Below are 19,277 nucleotides of genomic sequence, written 5' to 3' on the forward strand. Positions count from 1 at the left end.
AAATGCGTGACACTTTGCAGATAGCGACATTCGTGCCAGTTCTGGCACTTTGGTGCAGAAGCCCGAGCCAGAGCATTCGCCCGGTTTTACGGCGTCAAACGAGTTTCGCAGCTGAACAAAAATGAACAGAAATATTGAACACTTGAACAAAATGAACATTGACTTTGAGCGAATCTGAACGACACTGGGCGGACGTTGCGGGCAAGGATGGTCACGCCGACGGGACCTAAAAACAAAAACAATACGTCACATTCGCAGGCATCCTCATGTCTCAACCCAGCGCTTCGCTTGCTCACGACATCATCATTCAGGATTCATGGACTCGCTGCCGGGACTTCGGTCTCAGCCACCAGACGCGCCCATCGTTCGGCCAGTTGCCGGGCGCAGAAGTCTCCCGACTGCTGGAACGCCATCACGGGCTGGTGCAAACCACCCATCAGGAGGTGTTGCCGGTCTATGAAAACATCCTCAGCAACTCCAATTGCCTGATCATGCTGGCCGACACTCATGGCCAGTTGCTCAAATCGTGGGGCAATCAGCGTTTCGTCGAGGCTTCGCAAACCCAGGGCTTCATGGCCGGGGCCAGTTGGAGCGAACGTGGCACCGGCACCAACGCCATCGGCACGGCGCTGGCCTGCGAGCAGGCGATTCATATCGAGCCGGACGAACACTTTCTCAAAGCCAACCGGTTCATGACCGGCTCTGCTTCGCCGATCCTCGATGCCGATCGGCGCATCATTGCCGTGCTGGATGTATCGAGTGACAGCTTCCTGCCCCCCTCGCACACGCTAGGCATGGTCAAGATGATGAGCCAGTCGGTGGAAAACCGCCTGATCCTCGATCAGTTCCGCGACACGCATTTCCAGTTGATCTTCAATACAGGCCTGAACAACCTCGACAGCCAGTGGGCAGGCCTGCTGATTTTCGACGAAAGCGGCCGGATTCTTTGCGCCAATCGCCGCGCCGACAATTTACTGGGCACCCGGCTTTCAGGGGTCAACATCGAGACGCTGTTCAAGTGCCCGATTCTGCAACTGCTGAGCGAGACGGAAGCACGTCCGTTCGCGCTGCATGCGTTTGGCAACAACCGCTTTCAATGCCTGCTCAAGCGTCCGACTCGCAAGCCGCTCAAGCTACACAGCGTTCAGCCCGTTCAGGCGCCTGTTGCGCCACGAAGCCTTGACCTGGAAGCGATCAGCCTTGGCGATGCGAAAATCGAAAAAGCCGTGCTCCAGGCGCAGCGCCTGTTGGAAAAAGACATACCGCTGCTGATCCACGGGGAAACCGGGGTTGGCAAAGAGGTGTTCGTCAAAGCACTGCACCAGGCCGGCTCACGCGCCAACGAGCCACTGATCGCCGTGAACTGCGCGGCAATTCCGGCCGAGCTGGTCGAGGCCGAGCTGTTTGGCTACGAGAGGGGCGCGTTTACCGGTGCAAACCAGAAAGGCAGCATCGGGCTGATACGCAAGGCCCATAAAGGCACGCTGTTTCTCGATGAGGTCGGCGACATGCCGATGCCGGTACAGGCGCGGTTGCTGCGGGTGTTGCAGGAGCGCTGCGTTCAACCACTGGGCAGCAGCGAGTTGTATCCGGTGGACATACGCTTGATATCCGCCACCAACCGAACCCTGCGTGATCAGGTGCAGGCCGGGCATTTTCGTCAGGACCTTTATTATCGAATCAGCGGGCTCAACATCGAGTTACCGCCGTTGCGCGAGCGCACCGACAAACATGCACTCATCCAGCGTATCTGGGAACGGCATCGCGACGCGCATCAACGGACGGGGTTTTCCCGAGAGGTGCTTGAGCTGTTTGAACATCACCCCTGGCCGGGCAATATTCGCCAGCTCAACAGCGTGATTCAGGTGGCACTGGCATTGGCGGACGAGCAGCCGATCAGTGCCGAACACCTACCGGAGGACTTTCTGCTGGATATGGGCATGGATGAGGAATGCCGGGAGCCGGTGCAAGCCCGTCAATCACCCTACCGACAGTCATCGACGGAAGACCTGAGCCACCAGCTGCAGGCGGCGGGCGGAAATATTTCACTGCTGGCCAAACAGCTGGGGGTGAGCCGTAATACGCTGTACAAGCGGTTGCGGGAACAGCGGATTGTTTAGCTTTTGACGCTCGGCAGGCCGCACATCGAAGATCGGACGCGGAGCGTCCAGAACAGCATGCCCACGCGGAGCATGGGCACGATAGTGTTTCAGGGATAGTCCTTTATCGTTCCCACGCTCCGCGTGGGCATGCTGTTCTGGACGCTCCGCGTCACCCAGTGCAAGCCACTGCGGAGTTCAGGCTGCCTTATCTAATCAGTCTCCCAGACGCCAGGTCGTGCCGCCCTTGCCGTCTTCCAGCAGCACGCCCATGGCGGTGATCTGGTCGCGGATTCGGTCGGACTCGGCCCAGTCTTTGGCTGCACGTGCTGCCAGACGCGCCTGAATAAGTGCTTCTACCTCTGCTGCATCCACTCGCCCTTGCGCGCCGGCGCGCAAAAAGTCGTCGGCTTCCAGTTGCAACACACCCAGCACGCTGGCCAGTTGCTTCAAACGCGCCGCCAGACCCGCCGCTGCCGTGACGTCAGTTTCACGCAGGCGGTTGATCTCACGAACCATCTCGAACAGCACAGCGCAGGCTTCCGGTGTACCGAAGTCATCGTTCATCGCGGCAGTGAAACGCTCGACGAACGCCTCGCCACCTGCAGGCTCGGCAGCCGGCAAGCCTTTGAGCGCGTGATAGAAGCGCTCCAGAGCTGCCTTGGACTCACGCAGGCTGTCTTCGGAATAGTTGATGGCGCTGCGGTAGTGGCTCGACACCAACAGGTAACGCACCACTTCCGGGTGGTATTTTTCCAGCACGTCGCGAATGGTGAAGAAGTTGTTCAAGGACTTGGACATCTTCTCGCCATTGATGCGGATCATCCCGCAGTGCAACCAGGCGTTGGCGTAAGGCTTGCCGGTGGCCGCTTCGCTCTGGGCGATTTCGTTTTCATGGTGCGGAAACTCGAGATCGCTGCCGCCGCCATGAATGTCGAAAGTATCCCCCAGGCAGCAGGTGGACATCACCGAGCATTCGATGTGCCAGCCCGGGCGACCCGCACCCCACGGTGACTCCCAGCTCGGCTCGCCGGGCTTGACGCCTTTCCAGAGCACGAAGTCCAGCGGATCCTGCTTGGACTCGTCCACCTCGATGCGCGCGCCGATGCGCAGGTCTTCGATCTTCTTGCGCGACAGCTTGCCGTAACCCTGAAACTTGCCGACCCGGTAATACACATCGCCGTTGCCCGGCGCGTAGGCATAGCCCTTGTCGATCAGCGTCTGGATCATGGCATGCATGCCGGGGATATGGTCGGTGGCACGCGGTTCCATGTCCGGCTTGAGGATGTTGAGGCGCGCCTCGTCCTCATGCATGGCATCGATCATGCGCGCGGTCAGCACGTCGAACGACTCGCCGTTGTCACGCGCACGGTTGATGATCTTGTCGTCAATGTCGGTGATATTGCGCACATACGTCAGGTCATAGCCGCTGAAGCGCAACCAGCGGGTAACCAGATCGAACGCCACCATGCTGCGGCCGTGCCCAAGGTGGCAGTAGTCGTACACGGTCATCCCGCAGACGTACATGCGCACCTTGTTGCCATCCAGCGGCTTGAAAACTTCTTTGCTCTTGGTGAGCGTGTTGTAAATAGAAAGCACTATCTGCCCCTCGGACATCTCAGGTCCAGGAATCCCGCAACGTGACCGTGCGGTTGAAGACTGGTTGACCGGGTTTCGAGTCCTTGATGTCCGCGCAGAAGTAACCTTCGCGTTCGAACTGGAAACGGTCTTCCGGTTGCGCATGACCCAATGAAGGTTCGGCACGACAACCGGTCAGCACTTGCAGGGAATCGGGGTTGATGTTGTCCAGGAAGCTCGCGCCGTCTTCGGCTTTTTCCGGGTTGGCTGAGCGGAACAGGCGATCGTACAGACGCACTTCGCATTCAACGCTCTCGGCCGCCGGCACCCAGTGCACCACGCCTTTGACCTTGCGGCCTTCGGGGTTCTTGCCCAAGGTGTCCGGATCGTAGGAGCAACGCAGCTCGACGATGTTGCCGTCGGCGTCCTTGATCGCTTCGTCGGCACGGATCACATAGCTGCCACGCAGACGCACTTCGCCGTTGGGCTCAAGACGCTTATAGCCTTTTGGCGGCTCTTCCATGTAATCGTCGCGATCGATGTAGATCTCCCGCGAAAACGGCAGCTCGCGCATGCCCAAGTCTTCTTTCGGGTGGCGCGGCAGCTCCAGCTTCTCGACCTGACCTTCCGGGTAATTGGTGATCACGACTTTCAGCGGGCGCAGCACGCACATGGCACGCGGGGCGCTGTGGTCCAGATCGTCACGAATGCTGAACTCGAGCATGCCGAAATCGACTACGCCGTCGGAACGGTTGGTGCCGATCATTTCGCAGAAATTGCGAATGGACTTGGGCGTGTAGCCACGACGGCGGAAACCCGACAGCGTCGACATGCGCGGGTCATCCCAGCCGTTGACGTGTTTTTCGTCAACCAATTGCTTGAGCTTGCGCTTGCTGGTGATGGTGTAGTTCAGGTTCAGGCGCGAGAACTCGTACTGGCGCGGTTTGCACGGCACCGGCAGGTTGTCGAGGAACCAGTCATACAACGGACGATGGCTTTCGAACTCCAGGGTGCAGATCGAGTGGGTGACCCCCTCGATGGCATCCGACTGCCCGTGGGTGAAGTCGTAGATCGGGTAGATGCACCACTTGTCACCGGTCTGGTGGTGATGTGCATGACGAATGCGGTACAGAATCGGGTCGCGCAGGTTCATATTGGGCGAGGCCATGTCGATTTTGGCGCGCAGTACACGGGCGCCGTCCTCGAATTCGCCAGCTTTCATGCGCGCAAACAGGTCGAGGTTTTCCTCGACGCTGCGCTCACGGAACGGGCTGTTCTTGCCCGGCTCGGTCAAGGTGCCACGGTATTCGCGGGCCTGCTCGGGGGTCAGATCGTCCACATAGGCCTTGCCGGCCTTGATCAGTTCGACCGCCCAGTCGTGCAACTGGTCGAAATACTGCGAGGCGTAGCGCACTTCACCGGCCCACTCGAAGCCCAGCCATTTGACGTCACTCATGATGGCGTCGATGTATTCCTGGTCTTCCTTGGCCGGGTTGGTGTCATCGAAACGCAAGTGCGTGTCGCCACCAAACTCGTTGGCCAGGCCAAAGTTCACGCAGATCGACTTGGCATGGCCGATGTGCAGATAACCGTTGGGCTCGGGCGGAAAGCGCGTGATGATTTTACTGTGCTTGCCCGAGTCCAGGTCTGCCTGCACGATCGGACGCAGGAAGTTGGTCGGTACGGCTGGGCCTGCCTTTGAATGGGCAGCGGGTTCTGGAGTGGGCTTGCTCATAGGATCCTTGGACATACGTGCGCGGCCAGGGTAGGCCGACTAAATCAAAGCGCTTATCATAGCCGAAGCTGTCAAGCCCCTGACAACAGACTGCACATTTGAGGTCATAAAAGCTGCAAAAACGCTGAAAAATGTTACCTCGCCTGTAAACTGCGCGTCAGGGTCATAATATGCCCACTCATGCATGACTAGAGAGCGACTTTCCACATGTCCAAAGTAAAGCTGACCACCAACCACGGCGACATCGTTCTGCAACTGAACGCAGAAAAAGCGCCACTGACCGTAGCCAACTTCATCGAATACGTTAACGCCGGCCACTATGAAAACACCGTTTTTCACCGTGTAATCGGTAACTTCATGGTCCAGGGCGGCGGTTTCGAGCCTGGCATGAAAGAAAAGAAAGACAAGCGCCCAAGCATCCAGAACGAAGCTGACAACGGCTTGCCGAACAAGAAGTACACCGTTGCGATGGCGCGCACCATGGAGCCGCATTCGGCTTCTGCGCAGTTCTTCATCAACGTGGCTGACAACGCCTTCCTGAACCACAGCGCCAAGACCACTCAGGGCTGGGGTTATGCGGTATTCGCCGAAGTGATCGAAGGCACTGACGTCGTCGACAAGATCAAGCGCGTCCCTACCGCCAGCAAAGCCGGTCACCAGGACGTACCTGTAGAAGACGTGATCATCGAGAAAGCCGAGATCGTTGAGTGATACTGCTGATCTCTGATCTGCACCTTGAGCAGGAGCGCCCGGACATTACCCGGGCGTTTCTGGCTCTGCTCGCTGGCCGTGCCCGTACGGCCGAAGCGTTGTATATCCTCGGGGATTTCTTTGAAGCCTGGATAGGTGACGATGCCATGTCGCCGTTCCAGCTTTCGATCTGCAAGGCCCTGCGCGAACTGAGCGACAGCGGCACACGAATTTTTCTCATGCACGGCAACCGCGACTTCATGATCGGCAAGGGTTTCTGCAAGGCAGCAGGTTGCACGCTGTTGAGCGACCCCAGCGTCGTGCAGTTGAACGGTGAGCCGGTGCTGTTGATGCACGGCGACAGCCTGTGCACCCGCGATGAAGGTTATATGCGGATGCGCCACTACCTGCGCCACCCGTTGACGTTGTTCATCTTGCGTCATCTGCCGTTGAGCACCCGCCACAAGCTGGCGCGCAAGCTGCGCAACGAAAGCCGCGCCCAGACGCGCATGAAAGCCAACGACATTGTCGATGTGACCCCGGACGAAGTGCCGAGGATCATGCAGCAGTTCGGTGTCCGCACGCTGGTCCACGGCCACACCCACCGTCCGGCGATTCACAAGCTGCAGATCGGCGACCAGGCTGCCAGGCGCATTGTGCTGGGCGACTGGGACCGTCAGGGCTGGGTGCTGCAGGTCGATGAACAGGGCATGAGCCTCAGCTCGTTCGATTTTTTGCCGGAGACGGTTGCTTTGCTGAATTGACGGCCCGAAAAGTGGGCTTTGATGATTATTTCCACCGCGCTCAGCGTTAGACAAAAATCTAACTGACACAAATCTAACTGACTATCGTGCCGACGCTCCGCGTCGGCATGCCGTTCTGGACGCTCTGCGTCCTCTTTGTGTTTGTGGCGCTCTGCGTCGCACGGCGGTTCGGCGAGGTCAGCGATGTTTGTTTACGGCTCGAGGCACCTTTTCGCCCCTCGGCGCAATCGGCGTCGTCAGTGCCATCGCGTAAAAAAGCACATCAAAAGCGGTCACAAACCGCATGCCACCTCGTTGCCACGGGAGAAACACCTATCAATGCCCGCCCCCCGCCGCTGGCCCGGCCTTGGCGCCGAACGGGGGTTTGGCCAGCCAGACCAGCAGGATGAGGCCTGCAAAAATCCAGCCCAGTAGGTAGAAGTAGTCCACCGTGGACATCATGTAGGCCTGGGCGTTTAGGGTGCGCTCCAGTTGCGCGTAGGCCTGTGGGCTCGCGCCGCCAAGGCTGTCGAGGGCGTGGCGGGTGGTGGGGTCGAATGTGCTGATATTTTCGCTCAGGTAGGCATGATGCTGGTTGGCGCGACGGATCCAGATCCAGGTGGTCAGCGACGCCGCGAAGCTGCCGCCCAGGGTCCGCAGGAATGTCGCCAGCCCCGAGCCATCGGCGATCTGATCCGGCAGAATGCTTAGGGTCGGCATGAAGAACAGCGCCACGCCAATACCCATAAACAGTTGCACCATCGCCACGTGCTCGAAATCCACGTCGGTATTGAACCCGGCGCGCATGAAGCAGCTCAAGCCCATGGCAAAAAAAGCCAGCCCTGCCAGCAGCCGCAGGTCGAACTTATGCGCATATTTGCCGACAAACGGCGACATCAGGACCGGCAGGATACCGATGGGTGCCACGGCCAGACCCGCCCAGGTGGCGGTGTAACCCATTTGTGTTTGCAACCACTGCGGCAGAATCAGGTTGATGCCGAAAAAACCCGAATAACCGCCGATCATGACCAGCGTGCCGATCCGGAAGTTGCGGTAGGCAAACAGCCTCAAGTTGACGATCGGATGCTTGTCGGTCATTTCCCAGATCACGAAAAACGTCAGTGCGACCAGCGAAATCAACGAGCCGAACAGGATGAAATTCGACTCGAACCAATCCAGATCATTGCCTTTGTCGAGCACCACTTGCAACGACCCGACGCCGACGATCAGGGCAAGCAAGCCGATGTAGTCCAGCGGTTGACGCGCGGTGCTGACCGGCCGTTTAGCCATCTGCGAGCGCACCACCAGCACGGCGAACAGGCCGATCGGGATGTTGATGAAAAAGATCCACGGCCAACTGTAACTGTCGGTGATCCAGCCACCGAGAATCGGCCCGGCGATGGGCGCAACCACCGTAACCATCGCCAGCAACGCCAGCGCCATCCCCCGCTTTGCAGGCGGATACACCGCTATCAGCAGGGTCTGGGTCATCGGATAGAGCGGCCCGGCAACCATGCCCTGCAAAGCCCGAAACCCCACCAGTTCTGGCATGGACCGAGAGACCCCGCACAGAAACGACGCAAGCACGAACAGAATGGTGGCCCACAGGAACAGCTTGACCTCACCAAAGCGACGGCTGAGCCAGCCGGTCAACGGCAAGGCAATGGCGTTGCTGACCGCGAACGAGGTGATCACCCAGGTGCTCTGCTCCGAACTGACCCCCAGATTACCGGCGATGGTCGGCAGCGCCACGTTGGCAATCGTGGTGTCGAGCACCTGCATGAAGGTCGCCAGCGACAGGCCGATGGTGCAGAGCAACAAGCTGGGCGGCGTAAAAGAAGCGGGGGCATTGTTGCTCATCGCAAATTCCTGAAAACAAGTGCGGTTCAGCGCTGCGCGGAAGTCTTGCCGCTGGCAGCACTGTTTTCGTGAATCAGGCGAGTGATCAGCGCATCGGCGTCGGCCAGTTGCTCGGCGTACACCTGGGTGCTGAACGCCGCCTGTTTGCGCGATTGCTGCGCCAGTACCGGACCGCTCTGATCGTGCAGATTGACCTCGACCGTGGTCGACAGGCCAATGCGCAACGGATGCTGAGCCAACTCTTCAGGATTGATGTGCACCCGGACCGGTACACGCTGGACGATCTTGATCCAGTTACCCGTCGCATTCTGTGCAGGCAACAGCGCGAAGGCACTGCCGGTGCCAGCGCCCAGACTGTCGATGGTGCCGCTGTATTTCACATCGCTGCCATACAGGTCGGAGCTGATTTCCACGGGCTGGCCGATGCGCATTTTGCCCAGTTGGGTTTCCTTGAAGTTGGCGTCGATCCACAACTGATCCAGCGGGATGACGGCCATGGTCGCGGTGCCCGGCTGAATGCGCTGGCCCAGTTGCACGCTGCGCTTGGCGACGTAACCGGTGACCGGCGCTACCAGCGTACTGCGTGCATTGGCCAGAAAGGCCTGACGCAACTGGGCGGCAGCCGCCTTGACGTCAGGGTGTGAGGACACCACCGTGTCATCGACCAGCGCCACGCTGGTGCTCAACTGCTGCTGAATGTTGTTCAATGCACTTTGCGCGCTGGTCAGGCTGTCTCGGGCGTGAGACAGCTCTTCCTGCGAAATCGCACCGCCCGCTGCCAGGCTGCGACGACGGTTGTAATTGTCCTGCGCGGTCTGCACGGCAGTGCGCTGTGCGGCCAGTTGCGCTTTCATACCATCGACATTGCTGTAAAGGCCACGCACCTGCCGCACGACCTTGCCCAGATTGGCCTCGGCACTTTGCAGCGAAACCGCTGCGTCGCTCGGGTCAAATTGCAGCAGAACCTGCCCTTCGTGGACCAGATCGCCATCATCGGCGCCGATACTGATGACCGTGCCGGTGACCAACGGCGTGATCTCGACCACGTTGCCATTCACGTAGGCGTCGTCAGTCTCTTCATTCCACTGGCCATAAAAATGGTACCAGCCCCAGATGGCCAGACCGCACAGCACAACGATGATCGCCAGCCCGGTGAGCAGCAATTTGCGCTTGCCGGAATTCGGTTTTTTTTCCTGTGACGCTGCAGATGTGTTTTCAGTGGCGGCAGTGGCCATGACGATTACCTTGTAGTCAGCGACGGTGGGACAGTTGCCAATGCCCGTTCAGGGCCGTGGTCAGCGAGCAGGCTCGCCGTGTCGTACCGTTCAGCTTTTGGCTTTGGGGGTGAAGCTCAAGCGAGTCAGCGTGATGTGGTCATCTGCGGCCACCAGCACTTTGGTCAGAATCCGTTGCAGGGTCGCAACCTCCTCCGTGTCCAGCGTGGCGAAAATCTCGTTCATGGCATCGACACCGATCTGCGGCAACAGGTCGCTGAGGGTCTGCCCTTGTTCGGTGAGCACCAGACGTACCTGACGACGATCGGTCGCCGAGCGCGTCCGCGCAATCAGGCCCTTTTGCTCCAGACGATCCAGCATGCGGGTCATCGAACCGCTGTCCAGCGACAGGTGCCGACACAATTCCACCGGCGTGTCGCTGGAAAACTGGGAAATGATGATCAGCACCTTGAACTGCGCAAATGTCACGTCATAAGGCAGCAGGTACTTGTCCAGCATGCGATCCTTCAGCGCGTTGGTGCGGCCGACCAGCAGCCCGATCAGGCTGGAATCGAAATTCTCGGAGCTGAAATGTTTCAAGGTTTCACCCAGATAGCTGCCTAGGCAGTGATTGAAAAATATTACTGCCTAGGCAGCCATTGTCAAAGCATTTATTAGCTTGCTTACTAAATGCGCATAAAAAAACGACCGCTGGTGAGGCGGTCGTTTTTTATGCGCTACGAGCATCAGGCGGCGGCAGGTACGCCAGCAGGTACGCCACTGTGAAAGCGGAATTCTTCGTCCGGGCTCTCGATCAGCTCGCGCTCGGCCAAGCGGATTTCCTCGATCTTGGCGTCTACGTCCGCCTTGTCGCCATAGCTGTAAGCCAGCTTCAGATAATCCTGAAAGTGCCGCGCTTCGGACTTGAGCAGGCCGCCGTAGAACTTGGCCAGCTCTTCATCCAGATGCGGCACCAGGGCAGCAAAACGCTCGCAAGAACGCGCTTCGACGATGGCGCCCACGATCAACGCGTCGGTCAGCCGGTACGGGTTGTGATTGCGCACAAGTTTGCGCAGCGCTCCGGCGTAACGCGCCGAGCTGATGTTGGCCATCGGGATCTGGCGCTTTCTGATGATGCTGATCACCTGCTCGAAATGGCGCAGCTCTTCGCGGGCCAGGCGCGACATCTTGCTCAACAGATCGAACTTGTCATTGTACTGGAACATGAACTGGAACGCCGCCCCTGCGGCCTTCTTCTCGTTGTTCGCATGATCGATCAGCAGGATGTCCAGGTTGCGCAGTGCAGCCTGGACCCAACTGTCGGGCGTGCGGCAGAGCAGAAAGGCTTCGATTTCAGGGATCGGGTACATAAGCTCACAGATGACAGAGAGGCAAAGCCCGGCATTATACGAGCAGCAACAGGGACTCGCGACACAAAAGCACAAACACCCGGTCAGGCGCCGAATGCATCCTTCAGAAAGCCCGGCGCGATGTAGCGCTGGTAGTGCGCCTCGGACAGCAGGAAGAATTCGCGGTCGATCGCGTCGCGCAGTTCTGGCAGCGTCCAGTTGCGAAACTCCGGCAACAACACAAACCCGTAGGCCTCGACCTGGCTGATGACCCGCGCGCCGCGTGCGATCAACTGATAGGCCCAGCAATATTCGGACTGATGCGGCACGAAGCGGATTTTGCGCTGGGTGAGCTGCGCACGCAGCTTGCCAGCATCGAAAATTTCAAGCTTGGCGGTCATCACCTGAACCAGCAATTGTTCCAGACGCAACCAGACGGCTCTTTTTTCGTCTTCGTTGTAGCCGTTCCAGTGGATGACCTCGTGGTGGAACCGTTTGCAGCCACGGCACACCAGATCCCCGTAAACAGTGGAGCATAGGCCGACGCAGGGTGTCTTGATGATGTAATCGGGCATGTCAGGCAGGACTGGGGAAGGCGAAACAAGCGCGTATGTTAGCCCTTTGTCTAAGCAAGTTCACCCCCGAAGATGTAGGGGCTAACTTACCTTTAGCGAAGTTTTGGCGTAGAATCAGCGAGCCTTTTAAAGGCGCCAATGTCCGTTGGAAGCTGTTTTCAAAGCGTCACGAGCACAGTCAGGTTAACCCCGCATTGCGGCGTCGACGGGCCATTCCCTCATCAAGAATGGCCGTGTCGACCGTCCCTCCCCCCGTTCTGCAGGCGTAAAACTTTGAAAACAGCTTCTGTTAGGAATCGCCGACACCCTGCCAACAAGGCTCAATAAGCCTTGCGTGGGTGCGTACGATTTCTGGATGAGCGTCCCGGACACCCATTTGGGACCACTGATGAGGGTTAATACTGTGCTTGAAGCCTACCGTAAACACATCGAAGAGCGTGCCGCCCAGGGTATCGTGCCCCAGCCGCTTAACGCCGAACAAACCGCAGGCCTGGTCGAGCTGCTGAAAAATCCCCCGGCTGGCGAAGAAGCTTTCCTTGTCGACCTGATCACCAATCGCATTCCACCGGGTGTTGACGAAGCTGCCTACGTCAAGGCCGGCTTCCTGTCCGCCCTGGCCAAGGGCGAAGCCACTTCTCCTTTGATCGACAAAAAACGCGCAACCGAGCTGCTGGGCACCATGCAGGGCGGCTACAACATCGTCACGCTGGTCGAACTGCTCGACGACGCCACCCTGGCCCCGGTCGCTGCCGAACAACTCAAGCACACTCTGCTGATGTTCGATGCCTTCCACGACGTCGCCGAAAAAGCCAAGAGCGGCAACGCTCACGCCAAGGCTGTCGTGCAGTCCTGGGCTGACGGCGAGTGGTTCAAGAAGCGTCCGACCCTGGCCGACAAGATCAGCCTGCGCGTCTTCAAGGTGACGGGCGAAACCAACACCGACGACCTGTCCCCGGCACCTGATGCCTGGTCGCGCCCGGACATCCCGCTGCACGCCCTGGCCATGCTGAAAATGGCCCGTGACGGCATCGTTCCGGACGTACAGGGCTCCATCGGCCCGATGAAGCAGATCGAAGAAATGCGCGACCAGGGCTTCCCTATCGCCTACGTCGGTGACGTGGTCGGTACAGGTTCTTCGCGTAAATCGGCAACCAACTCGGTGCTGTGGTTCTTCGGCGACGACGTTCCTTACGTGCCGAACAAGCGTGCCGGTGGTTTCTGCTTTGGCACCAAAATCGCCCCGATCTTCTATAACACCATGGAAGATGCTGGCGCTCTGCCAATCGAATTCGATGTCTCGAACATCAACATGGGCGACGTGATCGACGTTTACCCGTACGAAGGCAAGGTCTGCAAGCACGACAGCGACGAAGTCATCACCACCTTCGAAATGAAGACCCCGGTGCTGCTCGACGAAGTTCGCGCTGGCGGCCGTATCCCGCTGATCATCGGTCGCGGGCTGACCAGCAAGGCGCGCGCCGAACTGGGCCTGCCTGCGTTCGACCTGTTCAAGACCCCAGACCAGCCAGCTGAAAGCACCAAGGGTTTCACCCTGGCGCAGAAGATGGTTGGCAAGGCGTGCGGCGTAGCCGGTATCCGTCCGGGCACTTACTGCGAACCGAAAATGACCACCGTCGGTTCCCAGGACACCACTGGCCCGATGACCCGCGACGAGCTCAAAGACCTCGCGTGCCTGGGCTTCTCGACCGATCTGGTCATGCAGTCGTTCTGCCACACCGCTGCCTATCCGAAGCCGATCGACGTCAAGACGCACCACACGCTGCCTGACTTCATCATGACCCGTGGCGGAGTATCGCTGCGTCCGGGTGACGGCATCATCCACAGCTGGTTGAACCGCATGCTGTTGCCGGACACCGTCGGCACAGGTGGCGACTCGCACACCCGCTTCCCGATCGGCATCTCGTTCCCGGCCGGCTCCGGTCTGGTTGCATTCGCCGCGGCCACTGGCGTCATGCCGCTGGACATGCCCGAGTCGATTCTGGTTCGCTTCAAGGGCAAGCTGCAACCTGGCATCACCCTGCGTGACCTGGTTCACGCCATTCCTTACTACGCGATTCAGGCTGGCCTGCTGACCGTAGAGAAGAAAGGCAAGAAGAACGCCTTCTCCGGTCGCATTCTGGAGATCGAAGGCCTTGATAACCTGAGCATCGAGCAGGCTTTCGAGCTGTCCGACGCATCGGCCGAACGTTCGGCTGCCGGTTGCACCATCAAGCTGGCCAAAGAGCCAATCATCGAATACCTGAACTCGAACATCACCCTGCTGCGCTGGATGATCGAACAGGGTTACGGCGATCCGCGCACCCTGGAGCGTCGTGCTCAGGCGATGGAAGCCTGGGTGGCCAATCCTGAGCTGCTCGAAGCCGACGCAGACGCCGAGTACGCTGAAATCATCGAAATCGACCTGGCCGACGTCAAGGAGCCTGTGCTCTGCGCGCCGAACGACCCGGACGATGCCCGCCTGCTGTCTTCTGTACAGGGCGAGAAAATCGACGAAGTGTTCATCGGTTCGTGCATGACCAACATCGGCCACTTCCGCGCTGCGGGCAAGTTGCTGGAACAGGTCAAAGGCCAGTTGCCGACGCGTCTGTGGCTGTCGCCGCCGACCAAGATGGATGCTCACCAGTTGACCGAAGAAGGCTACTACGGCATCTACGGCAAAGCTGGCGCACGCATGGAAATGCCGGGCTGCTCGCTGTGCATGGGTAACCAGGCACGCGTCGAGCCGAACTCCACCGTTGTTTCGACATCGACCCGTAACTTCCCGAACCGTCTGGGTGACGGCGCGAACGTCTACCTGGCTTCGGCCGAACTGGCGTCCGTTGCTTCGATTCTGGGTCGTCTGCCGACCGTCGAAGAGTACATGGGCTACGCCAACCAGATCGACACAATGGCCGCGGACGTGTACCGCTACCTGAGCTTCGATCAGATCGCCGAGTTCCGTGAAGCCGCTGCAAACGCCAACATCCCGGCACTGCAAGTGTAATCACCGCACAAAGCGTTAAAAGAACCCCATCCTCGTGATGGGTTTTTTTTTGGATTAAAAGCCTGCGCTTACCTATATTTTTCACATTTGGATGGCTATAGTGACCGCCCTTGTTGGGGAGTAGCCTGCTCGTGACCCTGGTCACAGAGCGTTCGTATCAACATTCTCGGCAGCATGCCGTGGTACGAACACCTTCCGGTTGGCGAGACCAACGATGCATCCATGCCTAAAGTCGGGCGTGTGGTTGCGTCGTTGACTCATAGCCCGACTGGATATAACCGTGAACCCGATTTCCCTCCTCTTTCTTGCGCTTGCCATGTCCACGGACGCCTTTGCTGCGGCCCTTGGTAAAGGAGCAAGCCTGCACAAACCGCGCTTTATCGAAGCGTTACGTACCGGCCTGATATTCGGTGCCATCGAAACCATCACCCCGGTCATCGGCTGGGGCATCGGCCAGGTGGCTGCGCGCTTCGCCGAGAGCTGGGACCACTGGATCGCCTTCACGCTGCTGCTGGTGCTAGGCCTGCACATGATCTACAACGGCCTCAAGCATGACGACGAAGAAGAGCAGAAAAAACCTGGCTCACATTCTTTCTGGATTCTGGCAGTCACCGCCTTCGCCACCAGTATCGATGCACTGGCGGTCGGCGTGGGCCTGGCGTTTGTCGACGTCAATATCATGGTCGCTGCGCTGGCCATCGGCCTGGCCACCACCGTAATGGTCACCATTGGCGTAATGCTGGGACGGGTACTCGGCACGATAGTCGGCAAGCGCGCTGAAATCGTTGGCGGTATCGTGCTGATCGTGGTCGGCGCAACGATTCTTTATGAGCACTTGTCTGCAGCGGCCTGATTGACGGCCCGAGACCTATAAACGCAGAATCGAGTAGGGGGCGGGTTCACACCCGCCGTCCTCTCACACCACCGCCCCCCCCCGGCAGGCCAGACCCTTTCAGGCACTAAGATTTGTTACCACTACGACGATGTCACCCACCACAGCCAGAAATATAGATGACATCCCGATCAGATTCTCAGGGCACTTCGCGAAAATCAAGACTTCTCCTACAGACCGCCTTTCACGCTTCCGATAGCCTCCCATGCGTCAACTAAACGCTGGTTATTGTTTACGGATCAAAGACATAAGGACGGCCTGCAATGATTTTTTCAGCTCGATTGGGCGACAAGCACGCCTGCCCATTGCCGGGTCACGGTACAACGCCTATCGCTTCTGCATCCGGTGACGTCAACATCAACGGCATGGGCGCAGCACGTGTGGGTGATACCTGCGGTTGCGGGGCGGTCATCACTTCAGGTTTCCCCTCTATTCAAGTGAATGGCCGTCCTATGGCCCACCTGGGAAGCCCAACCAGTCACGGCGGGACAATCATCACGGGCTCCAATAATGTTGGTGGCGGCTTCGTCATGGGTGACGCTGGTGGCGCGACCATTATTAACTTCATGGCGCTGGGGGCCTTACGACCAGACGGTTCCGTGGACGACGAGAAGATGGCGACCTTGTTGGCTGACCCGAAGCTCACGGAGAAAGCCTTGGCGGCGAACGCTTTGGTAAATCCAAATGCGGCCCATGAGAAACCTGAAGAGGAAGATGTACCAAATGATGGACCTGAAGGCTGTACGCATCCGAACATGATGGAGAAGCTGGCGACCTACATCGCAGACGAGATGAACAACAATATCCACCATTCCTCCGTCTTGAAGATGAATAAGCTGCTCAACTATGACGTTGCGGAAGAGACTCGTAAAAAAATGGACCTGCCTTGGTACGCCCAAATAGGGAACACCAGCCCTCAAGCTATCGGCGCTTCAAACATGGCGGCAGCCATGATCCTTTGGACTGAGCGAGTAGGCCAAGGTCGTGATTGGGACCACAAACCAAAGATCCACGCGAAGTTTGGCAGGTATCGCCATAGGCAAGGCAAGTACGACTACTACTACGATATCTGGTCCAACATTCATTACGGCTATGTGGGCATGGCCGGTGGGCTCAGTGAGAGCGTCCTTTTAGACGGCGCAGGTGTCGAGCAGATTGTTTCAGATCAATTACGACGGTGGGGAGAGCAGATATTCGAAGCCAAAGAAGATCAGAGATTCAAAGGGCCTCATGCCACTGAGGGCGTAGAAGGGATGCGCGCATGGGATGACGTCCCGGATCGGATTTCTATTAGCATTGGCGTTAAACTCTTCTATGAGAATCCAAACGGAGGCGTCACGGCAAGAATGATCATGGACAAAGTACTCGTTGTCACACCGTCAGAATGGGGAGATGGCGCCAGTGTCCATGTCTGTGAAAAATATTAAGGCCCGGTATCTTATTGGGGCATTCATAGTTGTTCCAGCGCTGTTCTGGTACGTGGCGACCCCAGTTGTTCGTGTCCATTATTCTAAAGAAGCTACAAACGAGCTTCGTGTGATCTGGAACACCCAGCACAACATCCATAAAGAAGGAATGCTACCGGGTCAGGGCACATACGATACCGGGCATATTTTCCCCAATGAGAAATTCTTTATGAATTTTGATTGGTGGAATGAAAAGAGTCTGCGGAGGTGTATAGCAATTACGCCAAAATGGGGCGGCGTGATAGACATCTACCTCGATGGCAAAGGCCGCATCGAAACTGCTAAAACTGGCCCTGACGTTATTGCTCGCTTGAAAAGATGTGAGGGTGACGCTGATCCTTTCCGGCCTTAAGGTGCCCAACCAGCCGCCCAAGAATGGAGAGTACGTGTTATTGAGCACAAATGAAAAAAATTAAGGTCTGTTACTTGTTCCTTTTCCTATTGATAGCTCCGCTGGTGGCTTGGTATTTTGCTGCTCCCGGCGTAATTGTCCACTACCCTAAAGAAGCCACGGACGAACTGCGCTTAATTTGGAACACTCACGACCAGATTACACGGCAGCGAATGCTACCGGGGGAAGCGACATCGGAGTTTGGTCATGTATTTCCTGATGAGAACTTCTTCATGGTGTTCTTTTGGTGGACCGACAGATGTTTACGAAAATGCATCGACATCACACCTAAGCGCTGGGCAACGATAGACATCTACCTTGATAGGGCTGGTAGGGTCGATATCGAAAAAACATCTCCTAAGGTTATTGCCCGGTTGAAGCAATGCGTGGGTGAATCTGACCCCTTTCGGCCCTAAAGCGCCCTGCCAGCAACACAAAAAAGACAATCAGCACGGCCACCATGCAAACCGAGACTTCCTTACGGAAACATTACCGCACGACGGCAACAACTGAGTTTATTGCAATAACGCGAGAAGGACGGGGGGGGGGGGAAGGCACCAGTGAAAAAAAAAGCGAATAACGCTAAGTTCAGATATGGCCGATGGGTGCTTGGCGCCTTATTGATCTGCCCAATTGCATTTTGGTACTTGGCATCTCCGGTCGTAGCTGTCAATTTTTCACATGAAGGAAAGGAAGAATTTCGGTACATCTGGAACACGCAGCATCGAATCTATAAGGGTGACATGCCCAAAGGGGGCGGCTCAGCCGTAGAGTTCAGCTACATATTCCCTGACAAGGACTTTTTCATGATGTTCGATTGGTGGACCGACAAGGGTTTTCAGAGGTGCATCGACATCACGCCTGAATGGGGAAGTACGATAGACATCTATCTTGATGATATCGGCAGGATTGACACAACCAAAACGACGCCTGACGTCATTGCTCGTCTGAAACAGTGTGTGGGGCGACCAGACCCCTTCCGACCTTAACCGGCACTCCAGAACCGTAAGTGTCAAACGTTATGGTCCCCGAGGCGTGCCCATAGCCCCGAATTCACTGGGTTAGCCGGCGTATTCCACGACCATCCGGACACCGATTCCACGGCCATCCGGACGCTTTCAGGCAGGCAGCAACGCAGGATTATTCATTACCATCGACCTCTTTTATAGCCGACAGCCACCAAGTAGAACCCAGACCACACCCTAAAGGAAGCGTCACGGCCAAGATGATCATGGACGAAGCGCTTACAGTACCGCCCCAGACATGGAGTGAAGGCATACTGGCGGCATAACCTGTTCAGCTCTTTATGACGGGGTTATTCGTCACTTACTAAGGCTTCAGCTGACTCCTGCACGCTCATCCCGGCGCCTCTCGACGCTCGGTAGCACAATGGCAAGCGTGCAGATCTCCCAGGGTGATTCGCGCGACCTTCCTGCTTGCGCCTGTCGGATCTACGTCACAACGTTCCGTGCAAGTATCGGGCTTTGACGATTGTGGTCGCCCTACCCACTGTGCCGCCTCATCCGCCTCCTGTTCGTCAGTCCGGCATTTTGCCTCGGGCTTCCTTCAGATTCGCAGTCACCCGCGACACCCTTGCCTCCGGCTAACACTTCCCCTTGCCGGGTGTGTAGAGGACTTGCACTTGCAAGTCACCAGCTTGGCGCACCACAAAAAAAACCGC

The 19,277-nt window shown here is 57.7% G+C and carries 16 protein-coding genes and 1 riboswitch; of the genes, 9 read left to right on the plus strand and 7 right to left on the minus strand.

What is annotated here, in order from left to right; genetic code table 11:
- The first annotated feature begins 266 nt into the window (after positions 1-266).
- Positions 267-2,120, plus strand: a complete 1,854-nt coding sequence (locus DW49_RS0109115) for a sigma-54-dependent Fis family transcriptional regulator (protein ID WP_005619577.1) — start codon at positions 267-269, stop codon at positions 2,118-2,120.
- 195 nt (positions 2,121-2,315) lie between these two features.
- On the opposite strand, the gene cysS is transcribed toward DW49_RS0109115, so the two are convergent.
- Positions 2,316-3,698, minus strand: a complete 1,383-nt coding sequence (cysS, locus tag DW49_RS0109120; protein WP_024420913.1) for a cysteine--tRNA ligase — start codon at positions 3,696-3,698, stop codon at positions 2,316-2,318.
- A 19-nt stretch (positions 3,699-3,717) separates the two neighbouring features.
- Complete coding sequence (locus tag DW49_RS0109125; protein ID WP_005619579.1) at positions 3,718-5,412, minus strand: glutamine--tRNA ligase/YqeY domain fusion protein; 1,695 nt, start codon at positions 5,410-5,412, stop codon at positions 3,718-3,720.
- Positions 5,413-5,619: 207 nt separating this feature from the next.
- Here DW49_RS0109125 and DW49_RS0109130 point away from each other — a divergent pair, with 207 nt between their 5' ends.
- Positions 5,620-6,123, plus strand: a complete 504-nt coding sequence (locus DW49_RS0109130) for a peptidylprolyl isomerase (protein WP_005619581.1) — start codon at positions 5,620-5,622, stop codon at positions 6,121-6,123.
- Entirely contained in the window at positions 6,120-6,866 is a 747-nt protein-coding gene (gene lpxH, locus DW49_RS0109135) for a UDP-2,3-diacylglucosamine diphosphatase (protein WP_024420912.1), read from the plus strand. Before DW49_RS0109130 ends, lpxH begins: the two co-directional genes overlap by 4 nt.
- Positions 6,867-7,181: 315 nt before the next feature.
- Here the strand turns inward: lpxH and DW49_RS0109140 are convergent, their stop codons facing one another.
- The 5 genes from DW49_RS0109140 to DW49_RS0109160 all read right to left on the minus strand — a co-directional run bounded on the left by DW49_RS0109140 (position 7,182) and on the right by DW49_RS0109160 (position 11,843).
- Positions 7,182-8,705, minus strand: coding sequence for a DHA2 family efflux MFS transporter permease subunit (locus tag DW49_RS0109140; RefSeq protein WP_024420585.1), 1,524 nt, complete (start codon positions 8,703-8,705; stop codon positions 7,182-7,184).
- A 26-nt stretch (positions 8,706-8,731) separates the two neighbouring features.
- Entirely contained in the window at positions 8,732-9,940 is a 1,209-nt protein-coding gene (locus DW49_RS0109145) for an HlyD/EmrA/EmrK family protein (RefSeq protein WP_005619589.1), read from the minus strand.
- A 90-nt stretch (positions 9,941-10,030) separates the two neighbouring features.
- Positions 10,031-10,519: a MarR family winged helix-turn-helix transcriptional regulator gene (locus DW49_RS0109150; RefSeq protein ID WP_005619591.1), complete on the minus strand. Its 489-nt coding sequence runs from the start codon at positions 10,517-10,519 to the stop codon at positions 10,031-10,033.
- Between the two features lie 146 nt (positions 10,520-10,665).
- Positions 10,666-11,289, minus strand: coding sequence for a MiaE family protein (locus tag DW49_RS0109155; RefSeq protein WP_005619593.1), 624 nt, complete (start codon positions 11,287-11,289; stop codon positions 10,666-10,668).
- An 83-nt stretch (positions 11,290-11,372) separates the two neighbouring features.
- A complete protein-coding gene (locus DW49_RS0109160) occupies positions 11,373-11,843 on the minus strand; it encodes a DUF1289 domain-containing protein (RefSeq protein ID WP_017683340.1) in 471 nt (156 codons plus the stop codon).
- A gap of 403 nt (positions 11,844-12,246) precedes the next feature.
- Between DW49_RS0109160 and acnB the strand changes: the two genes are divergently transcribed.
- The 6 genes from acnB (at position 12,247) to DW49_RS0109190 (ending at position 18,585) form a co-directional block, all read left to right on the plus strand.
- Positions 12,247-14,847 carry a bifunctional aconitate hydratase 2/2-methylisocitrate dehydratase gene (gene acnB, locus DW49_RS0109165; RefSeq protein ID WP_024420437.1) on the plus strand — a complete coding sequence of 867 codons (2,601 nt, stop codon included), beginning with the start codon at positions 12,247-12,249 and terminating at the stop codon, positions 14,845-14,847.
- Positions 14,848-14,950: 103 nt separating this feature from the next.
- A riboswitch (yybP-ykoY riboswitch) is annotated at positions 14,951-15,121 on the plus strand.
- Between the two features lie 6 nt (positions 15,122-15,127).
- Positions 15,128-15,700 carry a manganese efflux pump MntP gene (gene mntP, locus DW49_RS0109170; RefSeq protein WP_003376294.1) on the plus strand — a complete coding sequence of 191 codons (573 nt, stop codon included), beginning with the start codon at positions 15,128-15,130 and terminating at the stop codon, positions 15,698-15,700.
- Between the two features lie 302 nt (positions 15,701-16,002).
- Complete coding sequence (locus DW49_RS0109175; protein ID WP_005619599.1) at positions 16,003-17,166, plus strand: polymorphic toxin type 44 domain-containing protein; 1,164 nt, start codon at positions 16,003-16,005, stop codon at positions 17,164-17,166.
- Positions 17,147-17,557 carry a hypothetical protein gene (locus tag DW49_RS0109180; protein WP_024420435.1) on the plus strand — a complete coding sequence of 137 codons (411 nt, stop codon included), beginning with the start codon at positions 17,147-17,149 and terminating at the stop codon, positions 17,555-17,557. The genes DW49_RS0109175 and DW49_RS0109180 overlap by 20 nt, the downstream gene beginning before the upstream one ends.
- A 50-nt stretch (positions 17,558-17,607) precedes the next feature.
- A complete protein-coding gene (locus tag DW49_RS0109185) occupies positions 17,608-18,012 on the plus strand; it encodes a hypothetical protein (protein WP_029768687.1) in 405 nt (134 codons plus the stop codon).
- A gap of 144 nt (positions 18,013-18,156) precedes the next feature.
- The gene (locus tag DW49_RS0109190; protein ID WP_024421222.1) at positions 18,157-18,585 is read left to right on the plus strand and encodes a hypothetical protein; all 429 of its coding nucleotides are present in this window, start codon (positions 18,157-18,159) and stop codon (positions 18,583-18,585) included.
- Positions 18,586-19,277: the final 692 nt, after the last annotated feature.

The sequence above is a fragment of the Pseudomonas avellanae BPIC 631 genome, assembly GCF_000444135.1.
GTDB classification, from domain to species: domain Bacteria; phylum Pseudomonadota; class Gammaproteobacteria; order Pseudomonadales; family Pseudomonadaceae; genus Aquipseudomonas; species Aquipseudomonas avellanae.

Bases quoted from the DNA above. Each gene is read 5' to 3' on its own strand.
- DW49_RS0109180 (WP_024420435.1), top strand. From the start codon at position 17,147: ATGTCTGTGAAAAATATTAAGGCCCGGTATCTTATTGGGGCATTCATA.
- DW49_RS0109140 (WP_024420585.1), bottom strand. From the start codon at position 8,705: ATGAGCAACAATGCCCCCGCTTCTTTTACGCCGCCCAGCTTGTTGCTC.
- DW49_RS0109160 (WP_017683340.1), bottom strand. From the start codon at position 11,843: ATGCCCGATTACATCATCAAGACACCCTGCGTCGGCCTATGCTCCACT.
- DW49_RS0109125 (WP_005619579.1), bottom strand. From the start codon at position 5,412: ATGAGCAAGCCCACTCCAGAACCCGCTGCCCATTCAAAGGCAGGCCCA.
- DW49_RS0109115 (WP_005619577.1), top strand. From the start codon at position 267: ATGTCTCAACCCAGCGCTTCGCTTGCTCACGACATCATCATTCAGGAT.
- DW49_RS0109175 (WP_005619599.1), top strand. From the start codon at position 16,003: ATGATTTTTTCAGCTCGATTGGGCGACAAGCACGCCTGCCCATTGCCG.
- DW49_RS0109130 (WP_005619581.1), top strand. From the start codon at position 5,620: ATGTCCAAAGTAAAGCTGACCACCAACCACGGCGACATCGTTCTGCAA.
- DW49_RS0109145 (WP_005619589.1), bottom strand. From the start codon at position 9,940: ATGGCCACTGCCGCCACTGAAAACACATCTGCAGCGTCACAGGAAAAA.
- DW49_RS0109185 (WP_029768687.1), top strand. From the start codon at position 17,608: ATGAAAAAAATTAAGGTCTGTTACTTGTTCCTTTTCCTATTGATAGCT.
- DW49_RS0109155 (WP_005619593.1), bottom strand. From the start codon at position 11,289: ATGTACCCGATCCCTGAAATCGAAGCCTTTCTGCTCTGCCGCACGCCC.